21 protein-coding genes and 2 riboswitches are annotated in these 19,146 nt (G+C 49.1%); of the genes, 5 read left to right on the forward strand and 16 right to left on the reverse strand.

Annotated features, from left to right (window positions below):
- Window positions 1–87: 87 nt before the first annotated feature.
- From lpdA to nrdI, 9 genes are all read right to left on the reverse strand, one after another.
- Entirely contained in the window at window positions 88–1,467 is a 1,380-nt protein-coding gene (gene lpdA / locus C7R94_RS09620) for a dihydrolipoyl dehydrogenase (protein ID WP_106780427.1), read from the reverse strand.
- Between the two features lie 13 nt (window positions 1,468–1,480).
- Complete coding sequence (locus C7R94_RS09625; protein WP_106780430.1) at window positions 1,481–2,725, reverse strand: dihydrolipoamide acetyltransferase family protein; 1,245 nt, start codon at window positions 2,723–2,725, stop codon at window positions 1,481–1,483.
- Between the two features lie 34 nt (window positions 2,726–2,759).
- Entirely contained in the window at window positions 2,760–3,794 is a 1,035-nt protein-coding gene (locus tag C7R94_RS09630; protein WP_106780433.1) for an alpha-ketoacid dehydrogenase subunit beta, read from the reverse strand.
- A 28-nt stretch (window positions 3,795–3,822) separates the two neighbouring features.
- Window positions 3,823–4,821 carry a thiamine pyrophosphate-dependent dehydrogenase E1 component subunit alpha gene (locus C7R94_RS09635; RefSeq protein ID WP_047067350.1) on the reverse strand — a complete coding sequence of 333 codons (999 nt, stop codon included), beginning with the start codon at window positions 4,819–4,821 and terminating at the stop codon, window positions 3,823–3,825.
- 331 nt (window positions 4,822–5,152) lie between these two features.
- A complete protein-coding gene (locus C7R94_RS09640; RefSeq protein WP_106780435.1) occupies window positions 5,153–5,647 on the reverse strand; it encodes an acyl-CoA thioesterase in 495 nt (164 codons plus the stop codon).
- Between the two features lie 14 nt (window positions 5,648–5,661).
- A complete protein-coding gene (gene metE, locus C7R94_RS09645; protein ID WP_106780438.1) occupies window positions 5,662–7,944 on the reverse strand; it encodes a 5-methyltetrahydropteroyltriglutamate--homocysteine S-methyltransferase in 2,283 nt (760 codons plus the stop codon).
- Between the two features lie 146 nt (window positions 7,945–8,090).
- Window positions 8,091–8,289, reverse strand: a riboswitch (cobalamin riboswitch).
- An 86-nt stretch (window positions 8,290–8,375) separates the two neighbouring features.
- Window positions 8,376–9,326, reverse strand: coding sequence for a class 1b ribonucleoside-diphosphate reductase subunit beta (nrdF, locus tag C7R94_RS09650; protein WP_106780440.1), 951 nt, complete (start codon window positions 9,324–9,326; stop codon window positions 8,376–8,378).
- A gap of 55 nt (window positions 9,327–9,381) precedes the next feature.
- Window positions 9,382–11,466 carry a class 1b ribonucleoside-diphosphate reductase subunit alpha gene (gene nrdE, locus C7R94_RS09655; protein ID WP_106780442.1) on the reverse strand — a complete coding sequence of 695 codons (2,085 nt, stop codon included), beginning with the start codon at window positions 11,464–11,466 and terminating at the stop codon, window positions 9,382–9,384.
- The gene (gene nrdI / locus C7R94_RS09660) at window positions 11,453–11,812 is read right to left on the reverse strand and encodes a class Ib ribonucleoside-diphosphate reductase assembly flavoprotein NrdI (protein WP_106780445.1); all 360 of its coding nucleotides are present in this window, start codon (window positions 11,810–11,812) and stop codon (window positions 11,453–11,455) included. Before nrdI ends, nrdE begins: the two co-directional genes overlap by 14 nt.
- 161 nt (window positions 11,813–11,973) lie before the next feature.
- Window positions 11,974–12,173: riboswitch (cobalamin riboswitch) on the reverse strand.
- A gap of 170 nt (window positions 12,174–12,343) precedes the next feature.
- Between nrdI and C7R94_RS09665 the strand changes: the two genes are divergently transcribed.
- Entirely contained in the window at window positions 12,344–13,165 is an 822-nt protein-coding gene (locus C7R94_RS09665) for an alpha/beta hydrolase (protein WP_106780447.1), read from the forward strand.
- A 31-nt stretch (window positions 13,166–13,196) separates the two neighbouring features.
- On the opposite strand, the gene C7R94_RS09670 is transcribed toward C7R94_RS09665, so the two are convergent.
- The 4 genes from C7R94_RS09670 to tlp all read right to left on the reverse strand — a co-directional run bounded on the left by C7R94_RS09670 (window position 13,197) and on the right by tlp (window position 15,570).
- The gene (locus C7R94_RS09670; protein WP_047067363.1) at window positions 13,197–13,709 is read right to left on the reverse strand and encodes an ACT domain-containing protein; all 513 of its coding nucleotides are present in this window, start codon (window positions 13,707–13,709) and stop codon (window positions 13,197–13,199) included.
- 39 nt (window positions 13,710–13,748) lie between these two features.
- Window positions 13,749–14,078: a hypothetical protein gene (locus tag C7R94_RS09675; protein ID WP_106780449.1), complete on the reverse strand. Its 330-nt coding sequence runs from the start codon at window positions 14,076–14,078 to the stop codon at window positions 13,749–13,751.
- 21 nt (window positions 14,079–14,099) lie between these two features.
- A complete protein-coding gene (gene mnmA, locus C7R94_RS09680; RefSeq protein ID WP_106780451.1) occupies window positions 14,100–15,212 on the reverse strand; it encodes a tRNA 2-thiouridine(34) synthase MnmA in 1,113 nt (370 codons plus the stop codon).
- Between the two features lie 139 nt (window positions 15,213–15,351).
- Window positions 15,352–15,570: a small acid-soluble spore protein Tlp gene (tlp, locus tag C7R94_RS09685; protein ID WP_106780453.1), complete on the reverse strand. Its 219-nt coding sequence runs from the start codon at window positions 15,568–15,570 to the stop codon at window positions 15,352–15,354.
- Window positions 15,571–15,696: 126 nt separating this feature from the next.
- Between tlp and C7R94_RS09690 the strand changes: the two genes are divergently transcribed.
- Window positions 15,697–15,912: a hypothetical protein gene (locus C7R94_RS09690; protein WP_106780456.1), complete on the forward strand. Its 216-nt coding sequence runs from the start codon at window positions 15,697–15,699 to the stop codon at window positions 15,910–15,912.
- A gap of 3 nt (window positions 15,913–15,915) precedes the next feature.
- On the opposite strand, the gene C7R94_RS09695 is transcribed toward C7R94_RS09690, so the two are convergent.
- Both C7R94_RS09695 and C7R94_RS09700 read right to left on the reverse strand, forming a co-directional pair.
- Window positions 15,916–16,266: a DUF952 domain-containing protein gene (locus C7R94_RS09695; protein ID WP_106780458.1), complete on the reverse strand. Its 351-nt coding sequence runs from the start codon at window positions 16,264–16,266 to the stop codon at window positions 15,916–15,918.
- Window positions 16,267–16,285: 19 nt separating this feature from the next.
- Window positions 16,286–16,531, reverse strand: a complete 246-nt coding sequence (locus C7R94_RS09700) for a hypothetical protein (RefSeq protein ID WP_047067373.1) — start codon at window positions 16,529–16,531, stop codon at window positions 16,286–16,288.
- Window positions 16,532–16,696: 165 nt separating this feature from the next.
- Here C7R94_RS09700 and C7R94_RS09705 point away from each other — a divergent pair, with 165 nt between their 5' ends.
- Both C7R94_RS09705 and C7R94_RS09710 read left to right on the forward strand, forming a co-directional pair.
- Window positions 16,697–17,704 carry a glycerophosphodiester phosphodiesterase family protein gene (locus C7R94_RS09705; RefSeq protein WP_106780460.1) on the forward strand — a complete coding sequence of 336 codons (1,008 nt, stop codon included), beginning with the start codon at window positions 16,697–16,699 and terminating at the stop codon, window positions 17,702–17,704.
- 72 nt (window positions 17,705–17,776) lie between these two features.
- A complete protein-coding gene (locus C7R94_RS09710; RefSeq protein WP_083994995.1) occupies window positions 17,777–17,962 on the forward strand; it encodes a hypothetical protein in 186 nt (61 codons plus the stop codon).
- A gap of 90 nt (window positions 17,963–18,052) precedes the next feature.
- Here C7R94_RS09710 and C7R94_RS09715 read toward each other — a convergent pair whose 3' ends face one another.
- Window positions 18,053–18,601 (reverse strand): GNAT family N-acetyltransferase, encoded by a 549-nt coding sequence (locus C7R94_RS09715; RefSeq protein WP_106780462.1) that lies wholly within the window; start codon window positions 18,599–18,601, stop codon window positions 18,053–18,055.
- A gap of 182 nt (window positions 18,602–18,783) precedes the next feature.
- Here C7R94_RS09715 and C7R94_RS09720 point away from each other — a divergent pair, with 182 nt between their 5' ends.
- Complete coding sequence (locus C7R94_RS09720) at window positions 18,784–19,017, forward strand: hypothetical protein (RefSeq protein ID WP_047067379.1); 234 nt, start codon at window positions 18,784–18,786, stop codon at window positions 19,015–19,017.
- The last annotated feature ends 129 nt before the right edge of the window (window positions 19,018–19,146 follow it).

Consider the following 19,146-nt stretch of genomic DNA (forward strand, 5'->3'; position numbering starts at 1 on the left):
AATTCTAATCAATAATGGCAGCGTTTACAATGGCCGCAAATCAAAATTCCCCCTGGGTTCCAGGGGGCTTTTGATTGGGCCGATGCTTCATGCGTGCACGGCGTGACCGATGGCAGACAGCAGAGCTTCGTGAACGGCTTCTGACAACGTCGGGTGGGCAGAAATGAACGTTTCCATCATATCCGCCGTCATTTCCCCGTGGATCATGACCGTTCCTTGCCCGATCAGCTCCGTCGCACGCGGACCTACGATGGACACACCCAGTATTTCGTTGTATTCCGGTTCCGTGATGACCTTCACCTTTCCGATCGCTTCACCGAGAATCATTGCCTTGCCATTAACGGAAAACGAGAATTCTCCGATTCGCACGTCTCCGTACCGCGATCTGGCTTGCTTCTCGGTGAGGCCGACACCAGCGATTTCCGGCGACGTGTAGATGCACCTCGGTACAGCCCGATAATTGGCTTTGGCGTCCAGACCGCACGCGTGCAAGGCTGCTACCGTTCCCTCATGAAAAGCGACATGGGCGAGCTGGATGCCCCCGACAACATCCCCGCATGCGTAAATATGTGGCACGTTCGTTTGCATATGCCCGTTTACGGAAATACCTTGCTTGCCGAATGCTACACCCGCCCGATCAAGTTGCAGTTCAGCCGTCCGCGGCATCCTTCCGACGGCAACCAGCACGATCTCTGCTGCGACTTCCCCGCTACCATCCGGGCTCTTGAAACGAACGGTTTTCGTCTGCTGGTCGACCGATGTCAACGACGTGGAGGTCAAGATCTTCACCCCGGTTCGTTCCAGCTGATCTTGCAGAACACCCGCAATATCCGCATCTTCGCCGGGGAGAAGCTGATCCGCCATTTCAATCACTGTCACGTCGCACCCCATGCGACTGTAAATGCTAGCAAACTCGCATCCGATGACGCCTCCGCCGATGATCAGCAATGTCTCGGGAATCGCCGAAAGCGATATCGCGTGTCCGCTGTGGATGATCCAGCGACCGTCAAACGGCGCAAACGGTAGCTCAATCGGCTCCGATCCCGCAGCGATGATGATTTTATCGGCTTCAACGATTTCTTCTCCCTGATCCTTCTCCACTACTATTTGGCGTTGGCTGACAAAACGAGCCTTGCCCGTAAGCACCTTGATTTTGTTTTTTCTCATGAGAAATCCGATTCCCATGACGAGCTGCTGCACGATGTTGTTTTTGTAGCTCTGCACTCCCGGCCAATCAATCGATACTTCCTGTTCAGGCACGCGAATACCGAAACGGCCCGCATGCTTTATTTTCTCGGCCATCTCGGCGGACTCCAGGAGTGATTTGGTTGGCATACATCCTTCGTTCAGACAGGTCCCACCCAACACCCGCTGCTCGATCAGGGTGACCTGCTTGCCCTTTTGAGCGGCGGCAATCGCCGCAACGTAGCCGGCAGGTCCCCCTCCGATCACTGCAATCGCACTCATCTCATCACGTCCTTCACAAGAGCATCCGGTACGGCTCTTCCAGGTATTTTCTCAGCGTGTGCAAAAATTCGGCTGCCGGTGCTCCGTCCAGTACACGATGATCGAACGTCAGGCTGAGCGGGAGAATGCTCCGCCGCTGCACTTCCTCACCGATGAAGACAGGCGTTTCCTGCACGGCCCCTACGCCGAGAATGCCTGCCTCCGGCGGATTCAGCACCGGCGTAAAGAAATCAATTTCGTATGCCCCAAGGTTCGTGATGGAGAAGGTAGACCCTTGCATTTCTTCCATGCCGAGCGTCCCTTCCCGCGCCTGTGCAGCCAGCGCTTTGATCCGGCGGGAGAGATCCAGCACCGATGTTGATTCCGCGTACCGAACGACCGGAACTACCAGCCCTTGTTCGAGCGCCACGGCTATTCCTAGATGAACGTGCCCGTACCGATGAATCCGGTCATCGATATAGGCGCTGTTTATTTGCTTGTGCCTTTGGAGAGCGAGAACCGTCGCCCTCGCAATGAGATCGGTTAGGGTCAGCTTCATGTCGTGCTCTTTTTGAGTGACTTCGTTCATTTTCTTTTGCAAAGCGATCAAGTCCGTAACATCTGCCCGAGTGGTGATCGTAAGCTGGGCGCTTTCCTGCAAACTGGCCATCATCCGGGAAGCGATCACTTTCCGCATGCCTGTGACAGGCAATTGCTCTATCGTTTCCTCCACGGCAACGGCAGGTGGCTGATCATCCTCCCTTGCTACCGCCTGCTTCGCCTCCCGGTCAGCGATCGCCTTTTCTACGTCTTCCTTTGTGATCCTGCCCACCGGTCCCGTGCCGATGAGAGATTCCATGGGGAGCCCGGCCGCCTCGGCCAACTTGCGCGCGACCGGGGAAATTTTCACTTCTTTCGCATTCGCCGGACTTGCCGCTATCGTGGCCGACTTCGCCGAAGCCACGGGCTCCTCCGGCTTTTTATCGGGAGCAGCCGTCTCGAACGTCGCCGTTGCAGCCGTTTCCTCCGCGATTTGCTCGTTTGGATGACCAATATATCCAATGACCGTTCCAGGCGGCACACCCTCCCATTCCGAAACAACGATTTTCAACAAAACGCCGTTCGCCGGTGCTTCCAGATCCGCCTCGATTTTTTCCGAGCTGATGCTAGCGATCACTTCTCCTTTGGATACCAGATCTCCGACTTGTTTGTTCCAATGGGAAACCGTTCCTTCTTTCATCGCCATTCCCATCTTCGGCATGAGCACCTCGACTGCCATCGGTTTTCCCTCCGTTTTCTTCTATCTTTCTGAATCAGACGCTCAACAGCGATTTATCGCCAAGCAGTTCGGATACCACTTGAATCACCATTTGCGGCGTCGGTAAATACAGGTCCTCCAGCACAGGCGAGAACGGAACCGGGGTATGCGGTGCCGTAATCCGCTTGATTGGCGCATCCAGACTGTCGAAGCCTTTATCCGCGACCAAGGCCGCGATGTCGGTCGCAATGCTGCAGCGTGGATTCGCCTCGTCGATGACAATCAGCCGATTCGTCTTTTGAACGGACCCCAAGATCGCATCCTCATCGAGCGGCGACAGGCTACGCGGATCGACGACCTCCGTTTCAATTCCTTTCCTGGCGAGCTGCTCCGCCGCCTCCAAGGCTGTATGCACTTGTTTACCGACCGCGACGATCGTCAAATCCGAACCTGCACGCTTGATGTCCGCCTTGCCGATCGGAATTGTGTAATAACCGTCTGGCACCTCCCCTGTCATGTTGTATAGCGTCTTGTCCTCAAAGAAGATTACGGGGTCATTGTCCTCGATGGATGCCAGCAGCAGCCCTTTCGCGTCAGCAGGTGTGGACGGAACCACCACTTTGATGCCCGGAATGGCCGTGAATAGCGCATAAAGGCTTTGCGAATGCTGCGCCGCCGCCCGGAATCCGGCGCCGTGTGTCGTGCGGATTGTAACCGGCACCTGTGCTTTGCCCCCAAACATGTACCGGAACTTGGCCCCCTGGTTTAACACCTGATCCAGGCAGCTCCCGATGAAATCGTTGAACATCAATTCCGCAATCGGGCGAAGACCAGTGGCCGCAGCAGCCATCGCCGCCCCGATATAGCCCGCTTCGGTAATCGGGGTATCCAGCACCCGCTCTCGGCCGAACTCCTGAACGAGGCCTTTCGTTACTCCGAGAACGCCTCCCCATGCCTCTTCATCCTGCAAATGGTCGACCTGTGCCCCGCCAGCTACGTCCTCGCCCATCAAAATCACGTTTTCATCTCTGCGCATCGCGAGTTTCATCGCCTCGTTGATTGCCTGCGACATGGTCATTTTTTTTGTCATGTTCCCTTCCCCCTTTGCTATCGTTTTTTCAGTACGATACGTATACGTCTGTCAGCAGCTCGGACGGCTCCGGGTACGGACTATTTTCCGAAAACGCGACTGCTTCCTCGACCGCCTTGTCAACCGCAGCTTCGATTTCATCCAGCTCATTTTCCGTAAACAGCTTTCCAGAGAGCAGATCGTTCCGGAATTTCCTAATGGCGTCTATTTCCGACAGATGCGCCTTCTTCTCTTCTTCTTTTTTGTATTTCTGAGCGTCGCCCTCAAAGTGGCCGTAGTTGCGGTACGTCACGCACTCGATCAGAGTCGGCCCCTCTCCCCGGCGGGCACGCTCGATCGCTTCCTGTGCAGCCTGATAAACGGCAAGCACATCCTTGCCATCCACTCGGATGCCAGGAATGTTGTAGGCGATCGCACGGTCCGCAATGGTTTTGCAGCTGGAGGCGTACGAGAACGGCGTGGCTTCCCCATATCCGTTGTTCTCAGCTACAAACACGGCTGGCAGCTTCCAAATGGCTGCCAGGTTGATCCCCTCATGGAACGTACCCTGGTTGTTCGCTCCGTCTCCAAAGAAACATACGCTTACAGCGCCTGTCTGCTTGTACTTGGCAGTCAAAGCGGCTCCGCAAGCAAGCGGATAGCCTCCCCCGACAATGCCGTTTGCCCCGAGCATTCCTTTGTCCAAATCCGCAATGTGCATGGAGCCTCCCTTCCCTTTGCAAAGTCCGGTGGCTCTGCCGTAAATTTCCGCCATCATTCCATTCAGATCGCACCCCTTTGCAATGCAGTGTCCGTGCCCGCGATGCGTGCTGGTAATGGTGTCGCTGTCGTCCAGGTGCGCGCAAAGCCCGACCGCGATGGCCTCCTCCCCCGCGTATAAATGAACGAAACCGGGGATTTTCCCTTGGCCGAACAGGTCGTGCACCTTGTCCTCGAACTTCCGGATCTCCAGCATTTTTTGGTACATCCAAGCGGCCTTTTCGCGGGACAACGGAATCCCTTTGACTTGCTGATCCACTTTCGTCATTTACGTGTCTCCTCCTCGAACATGTTTTATTGAGGTCTAGCCTTTGACACAATGGATATCGCAAAAAGTATGCCAACCTCCGAAGCAGGTCACATTGCCGTTTTTTGTAACCGCTTTACTTTTTGCGGGGAACAAAAGTGGACACCTGTCTCGTTTTGTCTCCTTTTGTCTCTTTTTGTACACTGGCTCACCGCGTACCTTTGGACGGATAAAGGCTACGGCGAGGGATGAATTTTTGAAAATGGGTATGTATGCGAATAAAATAAGGAAGCCTCCGGTAACCTGTCGCAAGCAAGTTTACCGGAGGCTTCTCTGTAGCAGGGTGTTCTCCTTACATCTCTACCTTCCGCTTCCTTCTCAATACATGACGTTCCTTCGCTTTTTCATACTGTATGCGCTCTTCTTCTGTATCAGGAATGACACCAGGTACGCTCGTCGGCTTTCCTTGATCGTCGAGGGCGATCATCGTGAGATACGCGCGTGCTGTCATGCGTTTTTCCCCCGTCAACAAGTTCTCCGACTCCACTCTCACGAATACTTCCATCGATGTCTTATGAGTCCAGGTGACATATGCCTCTAGGTTAATCGCTTCCCCTGTCTTGATTGGCGCGAGAAAATCGAAGGAGTCGCTGGACGCAGTGACAACAGGCTTACGGCAATGTCGCATGGCTGCGATGCAGGCGATCTTGTCTACATATGCCATGACTTTCCCGCCGAAAATGGTATGGTGATGATTGGTATCCGGTGGCAAGACGAGATCAGTCAAAAAGCTTCTCGATTGTTGGATCGGTCGCGCTTCTGTCATCATTTGTGTGGCTCCTCTCATCGTGTGCACCTTCCCTACTGGGCTGTCAAACGACTCCGAATCGCCTTCGTTGCCGCAACCATGTTTCGTAATGAGTGAACGGTTTCTTCTCTTCCTCTCGTCTTCAGCCCGCAATCCGGGTTGATCCAAAATTGATCCGATGGAAGTACTTGTACACCTCGTGCTACCATATCTTCCATTTCTGAGACAGCAGGAACGCGAGGGCTATGGATATCGTATACGCCGAGCCCGATGCCTTTGTCATACGTACTTGTTTCGAACATAGACACGAGCTCTCCGTGACTGCGTGAAGTTTCAATCGAAATCACATCGGCATCGAGTGCGCTGATGACATCCATGAAATCATGGAATTCGCAATAGCACATATGTGTATGAATCTGGGTGCTCGGCGCAACGGTAAAGGTCGCTAGACGAAACGCTCTGACAGCCCATTCGAGATAAGCGGCCTGCTCTTCTTTTTTGAGCGGAAGCCCTTCGCGCAGTGCTGGTTCATCGACTTGAATCATGAGAATCCCCGCTTCTTCCAAGGCTTCTACTTCTTTCCGCAATGCCAAGGCGATTTGTTCGCACACTTCTTGCCCGGAGATATCGACTCGGGCAAACGACCAATTCAGAATGGTTGCTGGACCTGTTAACATGCCCTTCATTGGTTTGGCGGTCAATGATTTTGCATACACACTTTCCTTGACCGTCATCGGTGCCACAAACTCCACATCTCCGTAAATAATAGGTGGCTTCACGCAGCGCGAGCCATACGACTGCACCCAGCCGTTTTTCGTGAACAAAAAGCCATCGAGCTTTTCGCCAAAATATTCAACCATATCGGTTCGTTCGAACTCACCATGGACGAGGACATCCAGACCGAGCTCTTCTTGTATTTCAATCCATTCCTTGATTTGCGCCTGAATGAAAGCATCGTATTGCTCCACTGTCCAGTTCCCTTTTTTAAACTGCTGTCGGGCTTGGCGAACCTCTGCCGTCTGCGGGAAGCTCCCGATTGTGGTAGTTGGCAACAGTGGCAACTTCCACGTATTTTGTTGAATCTCTCGACGTTCGAGATAAGGAACACTTCTTTCAGATTTTGCAGCAGCGATTTGACGTAAAGCATTCTTCACTTCTTGACGATTCCTCGCTGGAGATAGTGCCAGCTTGAGTAAATCCGCTTCATTTTGGGCGATCTCTTTCGAAATGACATACTTACCATATCGGAATCCTTTAACTAAGAGCTGTACTTCCTCCAACTTTTCGTCGGAAAACGCCAATACAGGAATGACTTCCTCTGGCAAGTCGATCTCTGCTTCAACCGTTACAGGTACGTGCAACAAACTGCTGGACGGCTGCAGCCACAGCTTTTCGAGTGGAACGATCTCGGAAATTTCTTTGACCAGCTCCCATTTCTCCTCAATGGACGCACGCCATATGTTTCGACCGTCGATGATTCCCGCTGCGAGAATCTTATCTGCTGAAAACCCGTGTCTTTTCAGATTGGCCAGATTGCGCTTCTCTCCGTGTACAAAATCAAGACCGATTCCCTTTACCGGTAAGGAAACCAGCTCCTCGTACCAATCCACCGCTTCAAAATAGGTTTGCAGCATGCACTGTAGATGCGGTAGCGCTTGACCGATTTGCGCATAGATACGTTTGATGATGGCGCGATCATGCTCCGAGACATCCAGTACAAATGCAGGCTCATCGATTTGCACCCATTCCACGCCGTGCAGCTCCAACTCCCGGAGAACGTCTATGTAGAGCGGAACGAGTTGATCCACGACGATCTCAAATTCGTTTTTCTCATATCCTTTGGACAATTTGACAAACGTATATGGGCCTACAATAACAGGCTTTCCGATGATGCCGAACTTTTCTTTGGCCTCCAAGTATGCCTGGAGAGGCTTGTTCTCGGTTATGGCTGGTTGTCGTTCACCGAATTCCGGGACGATATAATGGTAGTTCGTGTTAAACCATTTCGTCATTTCGCTGGCGACAGCTTCCTTCGAACCCCGAGCCATGGCGAAGTATGTGGCTAATGATACCGGGCCTCCCTCGTACTCATAACGCTTGGGGACCATTCCAAACATCACAGCCATATCCAGCATGTGATCATAGTACGTAAAGTCACCCACAGGGATCAGCTCGACCCCTTTTTCCTGCTGACGCAACAGGTTTTGGTGACGGATTTGCTCCATTTGCTGGACCAGGCTTGCCTCATCGATGGTGCCAGCCCAAAATGCTTCCAATGCCTTTTTCCACTCGCGGTTCTTCCCGATCCGTGGATATCCCAAATTGCTGCTTTTCATGAGCTTCCTCTCCATTCTTCATCCGATCTTGACTTGAATCCGCCCAATAAAAAAAGGCATCTCCAACGATCAAAAAGAACGTTAGAAATGCCAAATAAGCACTGAGATCACAGCATCCTAACACCTCCCTATCTCCCGTAGGTTAAGCAGTGTCGTCGAAACAGGCAGGTCTCCTGACTTTGGGATCATCATCTGCACATGCCTTCCCAATCCGTTTGGATCAGTGGCTAATAAATGTACCGACTCCCCTCATACAGTGGCGGGACCGTGTCGGATTCTCACCGACTTCCCTTTTCATCCTTGGTCGATCTTGATGACCAAAGAACCTGTTCCCACTCCTATGAAATTGTCATGGTTCTGTGAAGTGCCCCAATAAACGAGCAGGGCAGCATACTGTTCATACAGTAACACAAAATCCATTTTATGTCATATTAAAATCTAAAATCATCGTCGGTCAACGGTTCTACGTTCAGGGTGCGGACATAGCCATTTCCTTTTTTCGAGAAGAAGTCATGCTGCTTCGTCTGCGTACGAATACCGTTCAGTACGATCGGGTTCACTTCTTCCTCTGGGAATAGCGGATCCAGCCCCAGATTCATCAATGCCTTGTTCGCGTTGTAGCGCACGTACGCATGAACCTCGTCAGCCAATCCGATTTCCGTATACAACGAAGTCGTATAGGCCTCTTCATTTTCTTGCAGCTCATGCAAAAGAGCATACAGCTCCTCTTTTGCTGCGGTCTGCTCGACCACACTTAGACCCTGATAGACTTCTTGTGCGAGAACGCCGACATAGAGTCCATGGATACTCTCATCGCGAACAATCAGGTCGATAATTTCCCCGCTGCTTGTCATCTTTCCTTGACCCGCCAAATAGAGCGGATAAAAGAAGCCGCTGTAAAACAGATAGCTTTCCAGGAAGACGGACGCTACCATCGCCATGTACAAGTCTTTCGGTTTCTCAATTTCTTGATAGCGCTTCGAGATGAGGGCCGCTTTCTTTTGCAGATGTGGATTGTTTTCTACCCACGAAAAAATACCGTCAATCTCTTCTGTCGATGCCAGCGTTGTAAAAATACTGCTGTACGATTTGGCATGGATTTGCTCCATCATACCCATGAAGGCGAGAACTGCTTTTCTTTGCAATCCATCGACATGCTCCATGATCTTCGGCATCCCTACTCCACCCTGAACCGTATCCAGCAAGGTAAGACCGCCTAATACTTTTTTATACGTGTCCCGTTCAGTCTCACTAAGCTCCATCCAGGCCATCTTGTCATCTGACAGCGGAATCTCATCATCCGTCCAGAACTGCATGATGTTTTGATTCCAAAACGTCATCGTAAAATCGTCGTCCGGCCTGTTCCAATTGACTGCTTTCATATGGCGTTCCTCTTCTCTTTTTGCTTGATGCTTTTCCTTATATGAATCGAGTTCACTAAACTGCGCAGCTAATGCACTCTTCTACAGTTAAATGCTTCGTACGCGTATAGTAGAGTGACTTCAGACCTTTTTTCGCTGCGTAAATGTAATAGCGAGCCAGTTCTCTGGTTGAAATATTGCTGTTCACGTGCAGCACGGTCGAAATTCCTTGGTCAATGTGCTCTTGAATTTCGGCAATCAGATCAATCACTTTGAATTGATCGATTACATACGCCGATTTGTAGTAAAAATAGTTTTCCTGCGACAAGTATGGCATCGGGTAATACGTCGTAGAGTTGGCATACGTTCTCGTTTCGATATGCTCAACGATTGGCATCACGCTAGAAGTCGCATTCTGAATATAGGAAATGCTCTGTGTCGGTGCAATTGCCAAACGGTACGCATGGTAAACGCCATGCTTTTGCACCTTTTGCTTTAGTTGCGCCCAATCCTCTGGCGTCGGAATGTGCATTCCTTCGAAGAGAAGCTTTGCTTTTTCCGTTCGCGGGCTATAATCGTTCGTCACGTACTTGTTAAAATAAGTGCCTTTTGCATATTCCGATTGTTCAAAGCCCAAGAAGGTCTTGCCTGTTTCCTTGGCAATTTCCATGCTTTTTTCCAAGGAGTAGAAGTTCATCATCATGAAAAACGTACGAGCGAAATCCTTCGCCTCTTCACTCTCATAAGCGATTTTGTTCTTTGCCAGATAACCGTTAAGGTTCATCGCACCGAGACCTACTGAGTGCAGCTCGCGATTTGCCTTTTGAACGCCTGGAGCGTTTTCTACACGCGTCATATAACTCACGGCTGTAATGGCTTCGATTCCTTCGTGGACGGATTCACGGATCATTTTGCGTTCCATCACGTTGACAATATTGAGTGATGCCAAATTGCAGCTAATATCGCGACGAATGATATCCATCTCGCCGTAATTGGTAATCGTGGAAGTCTCCTGTAGCTGGAAGATTTCCGTGCACAGGTTGGACATTTTCACCGAACCGAGATCTTTCAGCGCATGGTTGTTGTTCGCATTCGTTTTGTTCATGATGTACGGATAGCCCGATTCCATTTGGATCATCGCGATTTTGGTCAGCATCTCGCGTGCGCTCATCACGGTCTTTTTCTTAATGCGATCGTTTGCCAATAGCTCCTCGTACATCTCATCAAGGTCCATATCATCCAGATGCACGCCGTATTCTTTGTACACGGAGTATGGAGCAAACACAGTCAATGGCTTGTTTTCCTCAGCCAGCTTGTAGAAAACGTTTGGTACAATCAGGCCGATGGACAACGTTTTGATGCGTGCCTTTTCATCTGCATTGATCTTTTTGCAATCGAGAAACTCGTTGATATCCCAGCCGAAGATGTTGTAATATGCTGCACCTGAGCCTTTGCGCTGCCCCATTTGATCTGCGTAGGAAAACGCATCTTCCAGCAGCTTGAGAACTGGCATGACACCTTTTGCTGCGCCCTCGACGCCTTTGATCGGCTCTCCTCGTCCGCGAAGCTTGGACAGGTTCACCGCTACACCGCCGCCAATTTTGGATAGCTGCATACAAGTTCCCAAAATAAAGTTGATGGAGTTCAGTGAGTCATCCATTTCTAGCAAGAAGCAGGAGACCATTTCTCCACGGCGGCTTTTGCCTGCGTTCAGGAAGGTAGGTGTCGCCGGCTGCAAGCGTTGATCCATCATGGAGACTGTTAAACGCTTGGCGAGCTCAAAGTCACCTTGTCCAAGGGACAGTGCCACAACGGCCACCCGGTCTGGATACTGCTCCAAGTACATCGATTTATCGTTCGTTTTCAAAGCGTAATCTTTATAAAATTTGGAGATAGCCATGTACGAAGCAAATTGAAAATCAGCGTCATAGGCCAAACGAAAAACTTCATCGACCTGCTCAACAGTGTATGTTTCATAGACGTTTTCATAGAAGTCATTCTCGATCAAATAGTCCATGCGTTCTTTGACACTGCCAAAAGTCATCGTATTGGACTGCACTTCTTCCATGAAGACCGCAACCGCTTCCCGATCCTTTTCCAGTTGATAAAATCCGTCGTTGCCACGCTGCATCAGTTCGTTGTTCAATTCAATATGCCGCAATTGCTGCCACCCCACTCGTAAATTGTTCCACATCCCGGCCGGTACCGGACAGTTCAAATTTTGAAATTACCGGAACGCCATATTGGCTCGCGATCGTATCCGCGCTTCTGGCGAAGCTGGCTCCCCAGTTGCGGTTGCCGCTAGCGGATACTCCGCGCAGATGGACATGATTTCGCTTCAGGAACGTCGCCACCTTCTCCGGCACTTGTCCGAATCCTGTCGTGTATGTGATCAAAATGAATGGCTCGTCCAGCACCATATCTTGATCAATTTCCACATGTGGCAAATTAATTTTATTGACGAATCTTCGGACGTTTCCTGTTTTTGAATCGTAAGCGATTAGCATGTCCCTCATCCTATCCTACTATTTTTACTCTGTATGTATGTTATTTAGCCAAAGTAAAAGCGCATCCGACGTTTACATGCCGAATGCGCGTGATGACTTCCATCTAGCAATTCGCCAATGCGAATTGAGCGCTCGAACACTTCCCTATCTCCCGTAGGGTAAACAGTGCAAGCGGTTAGGCAGGTCTCCTGGCTTTTGGATCATCGCTCCATTTACACCTTCCCGATCCTTCAAGATCAGTGGCATTCACTCGTAAATGGAACTCTCTCATTACAGTGGCGGGACCGCGTCGGATTCTCACCGACTTCCCTATTAAGTCTACCAAATCTAGCTGGTAAACACCTTACCGCATCAATATGTAGTTGGTAAAACTTACTTTACCTCAATATATCGTAGGAGTCAAGCTCAGTATGGGCTCTTTTCGAAAACTAACTATTCTCCTTTTTCGGCTATTGCCAATCTCTGGTTCCCGTTCATATAATAGATTTTGTGCGTGTTGGTTAGCCTTGGAGAGATTGGAGAGTAGCCGTCATGAAAAGCACCGACTATCAACCGGTCGTCATTCCTCGTTCTTACAGTAAAATCATGACTTATCAAGAACGAGACTATCACATTTTCGTAAGTGTACCTGCCGATCCCCCTCCGGAATCAGGCTTTCCCGTCATATATTTGCTAGATGGCAACTCTGTTTTTGCCACCATGACCGAAGCGATACGGAAACAATCACGTGGCCCTGAACGAACTGGCGTGTATCCTGCTATCGTCGTCGGGATTGGGTATCCAACGGACGGACCGTACCATCCTGCCCGTTTCTTTGATTACACGTATGAAGTTCCCTTCTCAGAGCTTCCTGGCAACCCAAAAGGTGCAGAGTGGCCTCAGATGGGAGGAGCGGAGCAGTTCCTCACCTTTTTGGAGGAGGAGCTCAAGCCCAGCATCGAAAACGACTTCCCCGTCGATCGGACGCAGCAAGCGATTTTTGGACATTCGCTAGGCGGGTTGTTTGTTTTGCATGTACTTTTGACCAAACCACATGCTTTTCAACGTTATATAGCTGGGAGTCCCTCGATTCATTGGAATGAGAGTGTCCTGCTTGCGAAGGAGAGTCAATTGCCGAAGCTGCTGACAGATGACCTCGACGTTCATGCGCTCCTCACCATTGGGGAGCTGGAAAACGATGGGCGATTCTTGGTCAAAGAAAAATCTCTGGCGCTGGTCGAACGATTGTCCTCCATGGGCAACGGTCAAATCAAAGCTTCCTTTAAAGAATTTGCTGACGAAAATCATTCGTCCGTTTTACCAGTCCTCATTAGCCAAGGACTCAAATTCGCTACGAAAAAAACTGCCCGCTAAAAACGGGCAGTTTTTGTTTAGCATGATTCGCTTACTGGAGAGATAACACTTTGGTGATTTGGGGCAGCTCTTCGATGGCGGATACAATCGTCGGTGTAATCTCTTCATCAGTCACAGAGATAAGCAGGGCATTCTTCCCTTTTTGCTCGCGCGATACATTCAACTTGGAAACATTGATTTGATACTCGGCCAGTTTTCGTGAGACATCATAAATCACGCCTGGATAATCGATATGGTGAACCAACAATCCATGGGCCCCTGGAGGTATGCGACACGCGCAGTAATTTACTTCACTGATGTACACTTCTCTCCAGTCCTGCGCAAAGGTGTACTTGTTCGCTCCTACACGCAAAATCGCCAAATGATTCGCATATTCGCCGGAGCTGTGTTGGACAGGAACCTTCGTCCCGAGTCCTTCCACTAGCATTGTTGCGATTTCCTCTTTATTTTCATGAGCAAGAATACTTAATTGTGCACCCGCTAACTCTGGCTCGAGTCTTCGAATCAGTTCAGCCAGCTCACGCAGTCCAGCATATTGGGTCATGTGATGCCTTCACTCTCCCAGTCAGGTTTATCCTTGTTTTTACGGCAGAATCCATGCTTCCGGCTCTTTCTTAATGGAGGATTCGTTATCAGCACGATACCAAGCCGTCAACGTTTGCCCATCTTTTGTATAGTAGATTCGGTAGATAGTATTGCCTTTTCCGCCGTTGGGAAAAGGACTTTCCTCCAGCGGAACCGCTGTCACTCCATCCGCGTTTACAATCCCGCCGTTCTCCTTGATGACGTTTTGGATCGTCGCCATATGCTCTTTACCCATGGAGGCCATCCCGAAATAAGAGATGATCGCCAAGAGAACCGCTCCCGCCAAAAACGAAACGATAATCACTTTTGATTTTTTCGTAGCATCCACCGAGTGCTTCCCCCGTCTATCTTAGTTCTCTTTATCGACTAAGCGTACCTTGTCAATCGTACCTCCACCCAAGCATACTTCTCCATCGTAGAAAACAACAGCCTGACCAGGTGTCACTGCTTTTTGCGGCTGATCAAATACAACTTCTACGTTGCCATCCTCGAGCAGGTGAACAGTTACTCCCTGATCTGGCTGGCGATAACGGAATTTGGCTGTACAAGTAAACGTTTCGGATGGTTTCTTATCACTCACCCAGCTAACGTTGGTCGACAGGAGACTCTTCGAGTACAGACGGATATGATCAGAGCCTTCGCCAACGATCAGGACATTCCGTTCCAGATCCTTGTCTACAACAAACCAAGGTTGTCCGCTTGTGCCATGACCTCCACCTATCCCCAAGCCTTGTCGTTGACCCAGTGTATAGTACATCAGTCCGTCGTGCGTACCGATGACTGCTCCATCTACGGTCTCGATATTTCCTGGTTTGGCAGGCAAATAGTTTTGCAGGAACTCACGGAAGTTGCGTTCGCCAATAAAGCAAATCCCTGTGCTATCCTTCTTTTTCGCTGTATAGAGTCCCGCTTTTTCTGCGATCTCCCTTACTTGAGGTTTTGGAAGATGACCAATGGGGAACATCGTTTTGGATAGCTGTTCTTGGCCCAATACATTCAAGAAGTAAGTCTGGTCCTTGTTGTTGTCAGCACCACGAATCAGCTTGTACTCGCCATCGATGTACTTGACCTGCGCGTAATGGCCGGTAGCAATATAATCCGCCCCTAGATCCATCACCTTGGCAAGAAGCTCACCAAACTTGATTTCACGGTTGCACATGACATCCGGATTCGGTGTGCGTCCTCGTTTATATTCATCCAAAAAATACTGGAATACCTTGTCCATGTATTCTTTTTCAAAGTTTACCGTGTAATATGGAATGCCGATCTGTTCACAGACGCGCCGGACATCCTGGAAGTCTTCTTCCGCCGTGCAGTGGCCGAATTCATCGGTATCATCCCAGTTTTTCATGAAGATGCCGATGACGTCATATCCCTGTTGCTTAAGCAGGTAAGCCGTCACGGAGGAGTCGACTCCGCCAGACATGCCGACAACGACGCGTGTATCTTCTGGTCGCTTCATAAGTCTTTCTCCTCTTATTCAATTTGTACCCTTACAGATTACCATGTTTCGCAAAACAAATCATGTTTTGTTGCACTTTTGCCCGAGAGAATGAAAAAACGTCTGACGCAAAGTTGGCGCCAGACGTTTGGTTGAAAGGTTATGCCTGCGAAGATTCATCCTTGATTTCCGCGCGAAATCCCTCGATGCTTTCTTCACGACGCTCATTTTTCGCTTCGAGGGTTGCTTTTTCCTCTGCAGAAATCTCTCCAGCATGAGCCGTCAGATAATCTTCGGACTCACGAATGTTCACTTCCGTATTGGAAATCATCTGTTGGAGCTTTTCTGCGTTGTCAGAACGGTCATCCGGCTTCGCCATAATCGATACGCCTCCTACAAAGGGTTATATTCTACACCTTTACCATTGTGCGCCAATCATGGTTTCTTTATGTACCCGTGTTATAATAGAAGAAACACGGATTAAACGAAAAAGAGGGTTTCACCTATGGCTTCCTTAGATTTGTTGGAAAGAAAGCTGCTTCGGATCATCTCTGATATCGATCCTGTCCGCCTGAAACGACAATGGGTAAAGGGGCAAAAGGCACCTGAATCCGAAGTGGAACAGCGCATGCGAATCGATCTTCTCTTGCGCAGACTTGACAAGCTACCTGAGGCCAAGCGTCAAGAAGTGCTTGCGCTACTTAAATGGTTTAACTGGTAGCGATTAGCGGATGGACGTTCCCAGACGCCACTGGCCGTCTATCCGATTCATTTGCTTCATATCTACGATTGCATCTTGATTCAGCGGTCCATAGATGTGCGGATACAGCAATCCATCCTTCGCAGCCTCGTATTTGACTTCCGAAGTCGTTTTCGCTTCATCGACAACGAGTACATACAACTCCTCGTCAAACTGTGCGTAGACGCGGTTTGCTACCTTTTCAAGCAGCTCGTCCCCTTTTGTCGCGTGAATAAAGCCTTCCTGCTCGTAATCGCGCGGTAAATAGTGATCCTTGTCCATCCACTTTTCCCAGTATGCTTTTGGTACCATGCAGTAAATGATAGAGTCTGTCATGTTTCTCCTCCGAATTCGATTATTTTTTTGGCATTGCTTTGTTCAGGTGACGCATAGCTTTATCATAGAACATCTGGTCCATACGCCCCTGATCATGTCGCCATTGAATGAAGTTACGCAGAGAGTGCAAATCCACCCAGGCATCCTTTGCTTGCGGATTGCGGTCAGGTACCTCTCCCGTTATCTCACCATCGTAGACAAGCTTCGCCATCTCGGTTGGGTGCATGCCGATCTGATAAGCGATTTGGTGTAAAGCTATTTTCATGGAACCTCCCCTTGCTCTTCATGGGATACATCTTATCTTCCGTCTATTGTGCCAGTCTTTTCGAATGATGCCAAGCCCCTAGCCCTACTCCCAAAGGATGTACCCTCCTCCCTTGCGTTTTGTTACAATGAACAGAGCATTTTAATGAAGGGGCGGTATTCCATCATGGCAAAACAACGAAATCAACCACGAAAGAAATGGTTCCGGCGAAAACGCATCTGGCTTCCCCTTCTTTTCATTGCTTTTCTATTTCTGGGCAACAGCTCGTATCTCGCAAAGGAGCCTGACGGCGAGCCCTTCTTACTCGCTCACCGCGGGATGGCACAAACCTTCCATATGGAAAACATCACCAATGAAACTTGTACGGCGGAACGGATTTACCCACCAGAGCATCCGTACCTGGAAAATACGCTTGCGTCCATGCAGGCTGCTTTTGATGCAGGCGCGGACGTTGTCGAGTTGGATGTACAATGGACCAAAGACAATCGATTTGCCGTGTTTCATGACTGGACGCTTGACTGTCGGACCAATGGCACCGGTGTCACGAGAGATTATACCTTGGCCGAATTACAACAGCTCGACATTGGCTACCATTATACAGCGGATGAAGGGAAAACCTTCCCCTTCCGTGGAAAAGGGATTGGCATGATGCCCTCTCTCGATGACGTGCTACAAACATTCCCTGATCGCTCGCTGCTTATCCATATCAAAAGCAATGACCCACTCGAGGGGAACGCGTTGGCGGATGTTTTGGCAAGATTGCCTGCAAAACGACTAGCACAGCTCTCTGTTTATGGCGGTGACGAGCCAATCCAGACATTGAAGCAACAACTGCCACAGCTGCGTGTGATGTCTATGGCGACAATGAAAAGTTGCCTAATTCCGTACATCGCAGCAGGTTGGTCCGGATATGTACCGGAAGCCTGTGCACAAACCCAATTGCATATTCCCGATCAAATTGCCCCATGGCTCTGGGGTTGGCCGAATCGTTTCATGGCAAGAATGGAAGCAAAAGACACCCGCGTGATCCTAGTCGCGGGCAGCGGAGATGTGTCGCAAGGCTTTGATGTTCCGACTGATTTAAAACGAGTGCCAGAAAGCTTTACAGGAGGAATATGGACGAACCGGATCGATCTGATTGGTCCGGCTTTTCACGAAAACGTAGAAAAATAATGAAACGGTTCTCCAACATATTCGTATATACTTATACGGAATAGACTTCCAACCTAACTAGGAGTGATTGATATGCTCAAGAAGCTTTTGAAAAATTTACTCGGTAATCACTCATCTTCGCACAAGTACCGAAAATACAGCAGCAGCGATTACAAACATCGCAGAAAATACAGCTCTAGCAATCGGTACGGACATTCGCATTACGGCAGCTCTCATTATAAAAGAAAGCACTCCAGCCGTAGCTTCTTCAGCAGCTAAACAACAGCTTAACCACCGATCAGACAGCAAAACTCCGCTAACGATTGCGGAGTTTTTTCATTTAATGAGACATGAGTTCTACGAAACGATTTATTGATTTTTGAATCTTCCCATAATAACGGTGTTGTAGTAATTGCCATCGGAAAGAACTTTGTCGTTTTTGAGTACCCCTTCGATTTCAAAGCCAAACCGTTTGTACAGCTCAATTGCCTTCTCATTCGTTTCCATCACATTCAACGTCATTTTGGTAATGTGGTTGGCGTCTGCCCAGGCAACCGATTCTTGCAAGAGATTCTTCCCAATGCCATAACCCCAGAACTCTTCTGATACACATACACCAAACTCTACTTTGTGTGCAAATCTGTTTAAGTAAACACCTGCACATCTGGAAAACCCGACAATCCGCTTCTGCACAACAGCTACTAAAAACAAGTTTCTTGGACTTTCTGCATCCGTATTGATGATGTGTTCGAATCCTTGCACATCGATGAAAGCCTCTCCTCTTTCTCTGTCCAAATTTTCAGTCTCCCCATCGATTTGCAGTCGCAGGTCCGACAACTGCTGTGCATCTGTTTGTATTGCAGAGCGAATCGTGTAGGATAACCCATTCACAGAAAGTAGTTGTTGGCTGATTATCATCCTTTTTCTCCTATTGGTAAAATTTTGGTCCTTTATTTTATCATAGGTGGAACTCTTTGTGAAGCTACTCTTCTCTCTTCCTCAGGAGAAAGGAAATTGCACTTTGTTTACATAATATTTATTATGTTCATTTATACGGTAAACAATGGATATGCTACAATAAGGAAAAGGAGCGTGCTCGCATGAATTTTTCCAAATCATTTTATTATACGGTCGACCATTCCAAAGTAGAGGAATATAAGAAGATGCTCGATCTAATGAAAATCCCCTACACCGTGGAAGCACCGATCGTCTTGCTAAATCAAGGAGCGAATGAATACTCCTTCGTTTTTCCTAACATGTCAGGTCGTCTTTATGGAATGGTGAGCAAGTTATTTCAAGCAGATGGGAAGCCATATCCGAAGAATGGTACATAGGCAAAAAAAAGGACCCAATGATTGGGTCAAAATAGGAAGTGGAGAGAATGCATGCTATGTAATATATTCTAACATAATAAAAACGAACGTCAATCAAACTTTCGAATTTTCCGTGTTTTTATGTCAGGT

It is taken from the genome of Brevibacillus sp. NRRL NRS-603 (assembly GCF_003013445.1).
Lineage (GTDB): Bacteria > Bacillota > Bacilli > Brevibacillales > Brevibacillaceae > Brevibacillus > Brevibacillus formosus.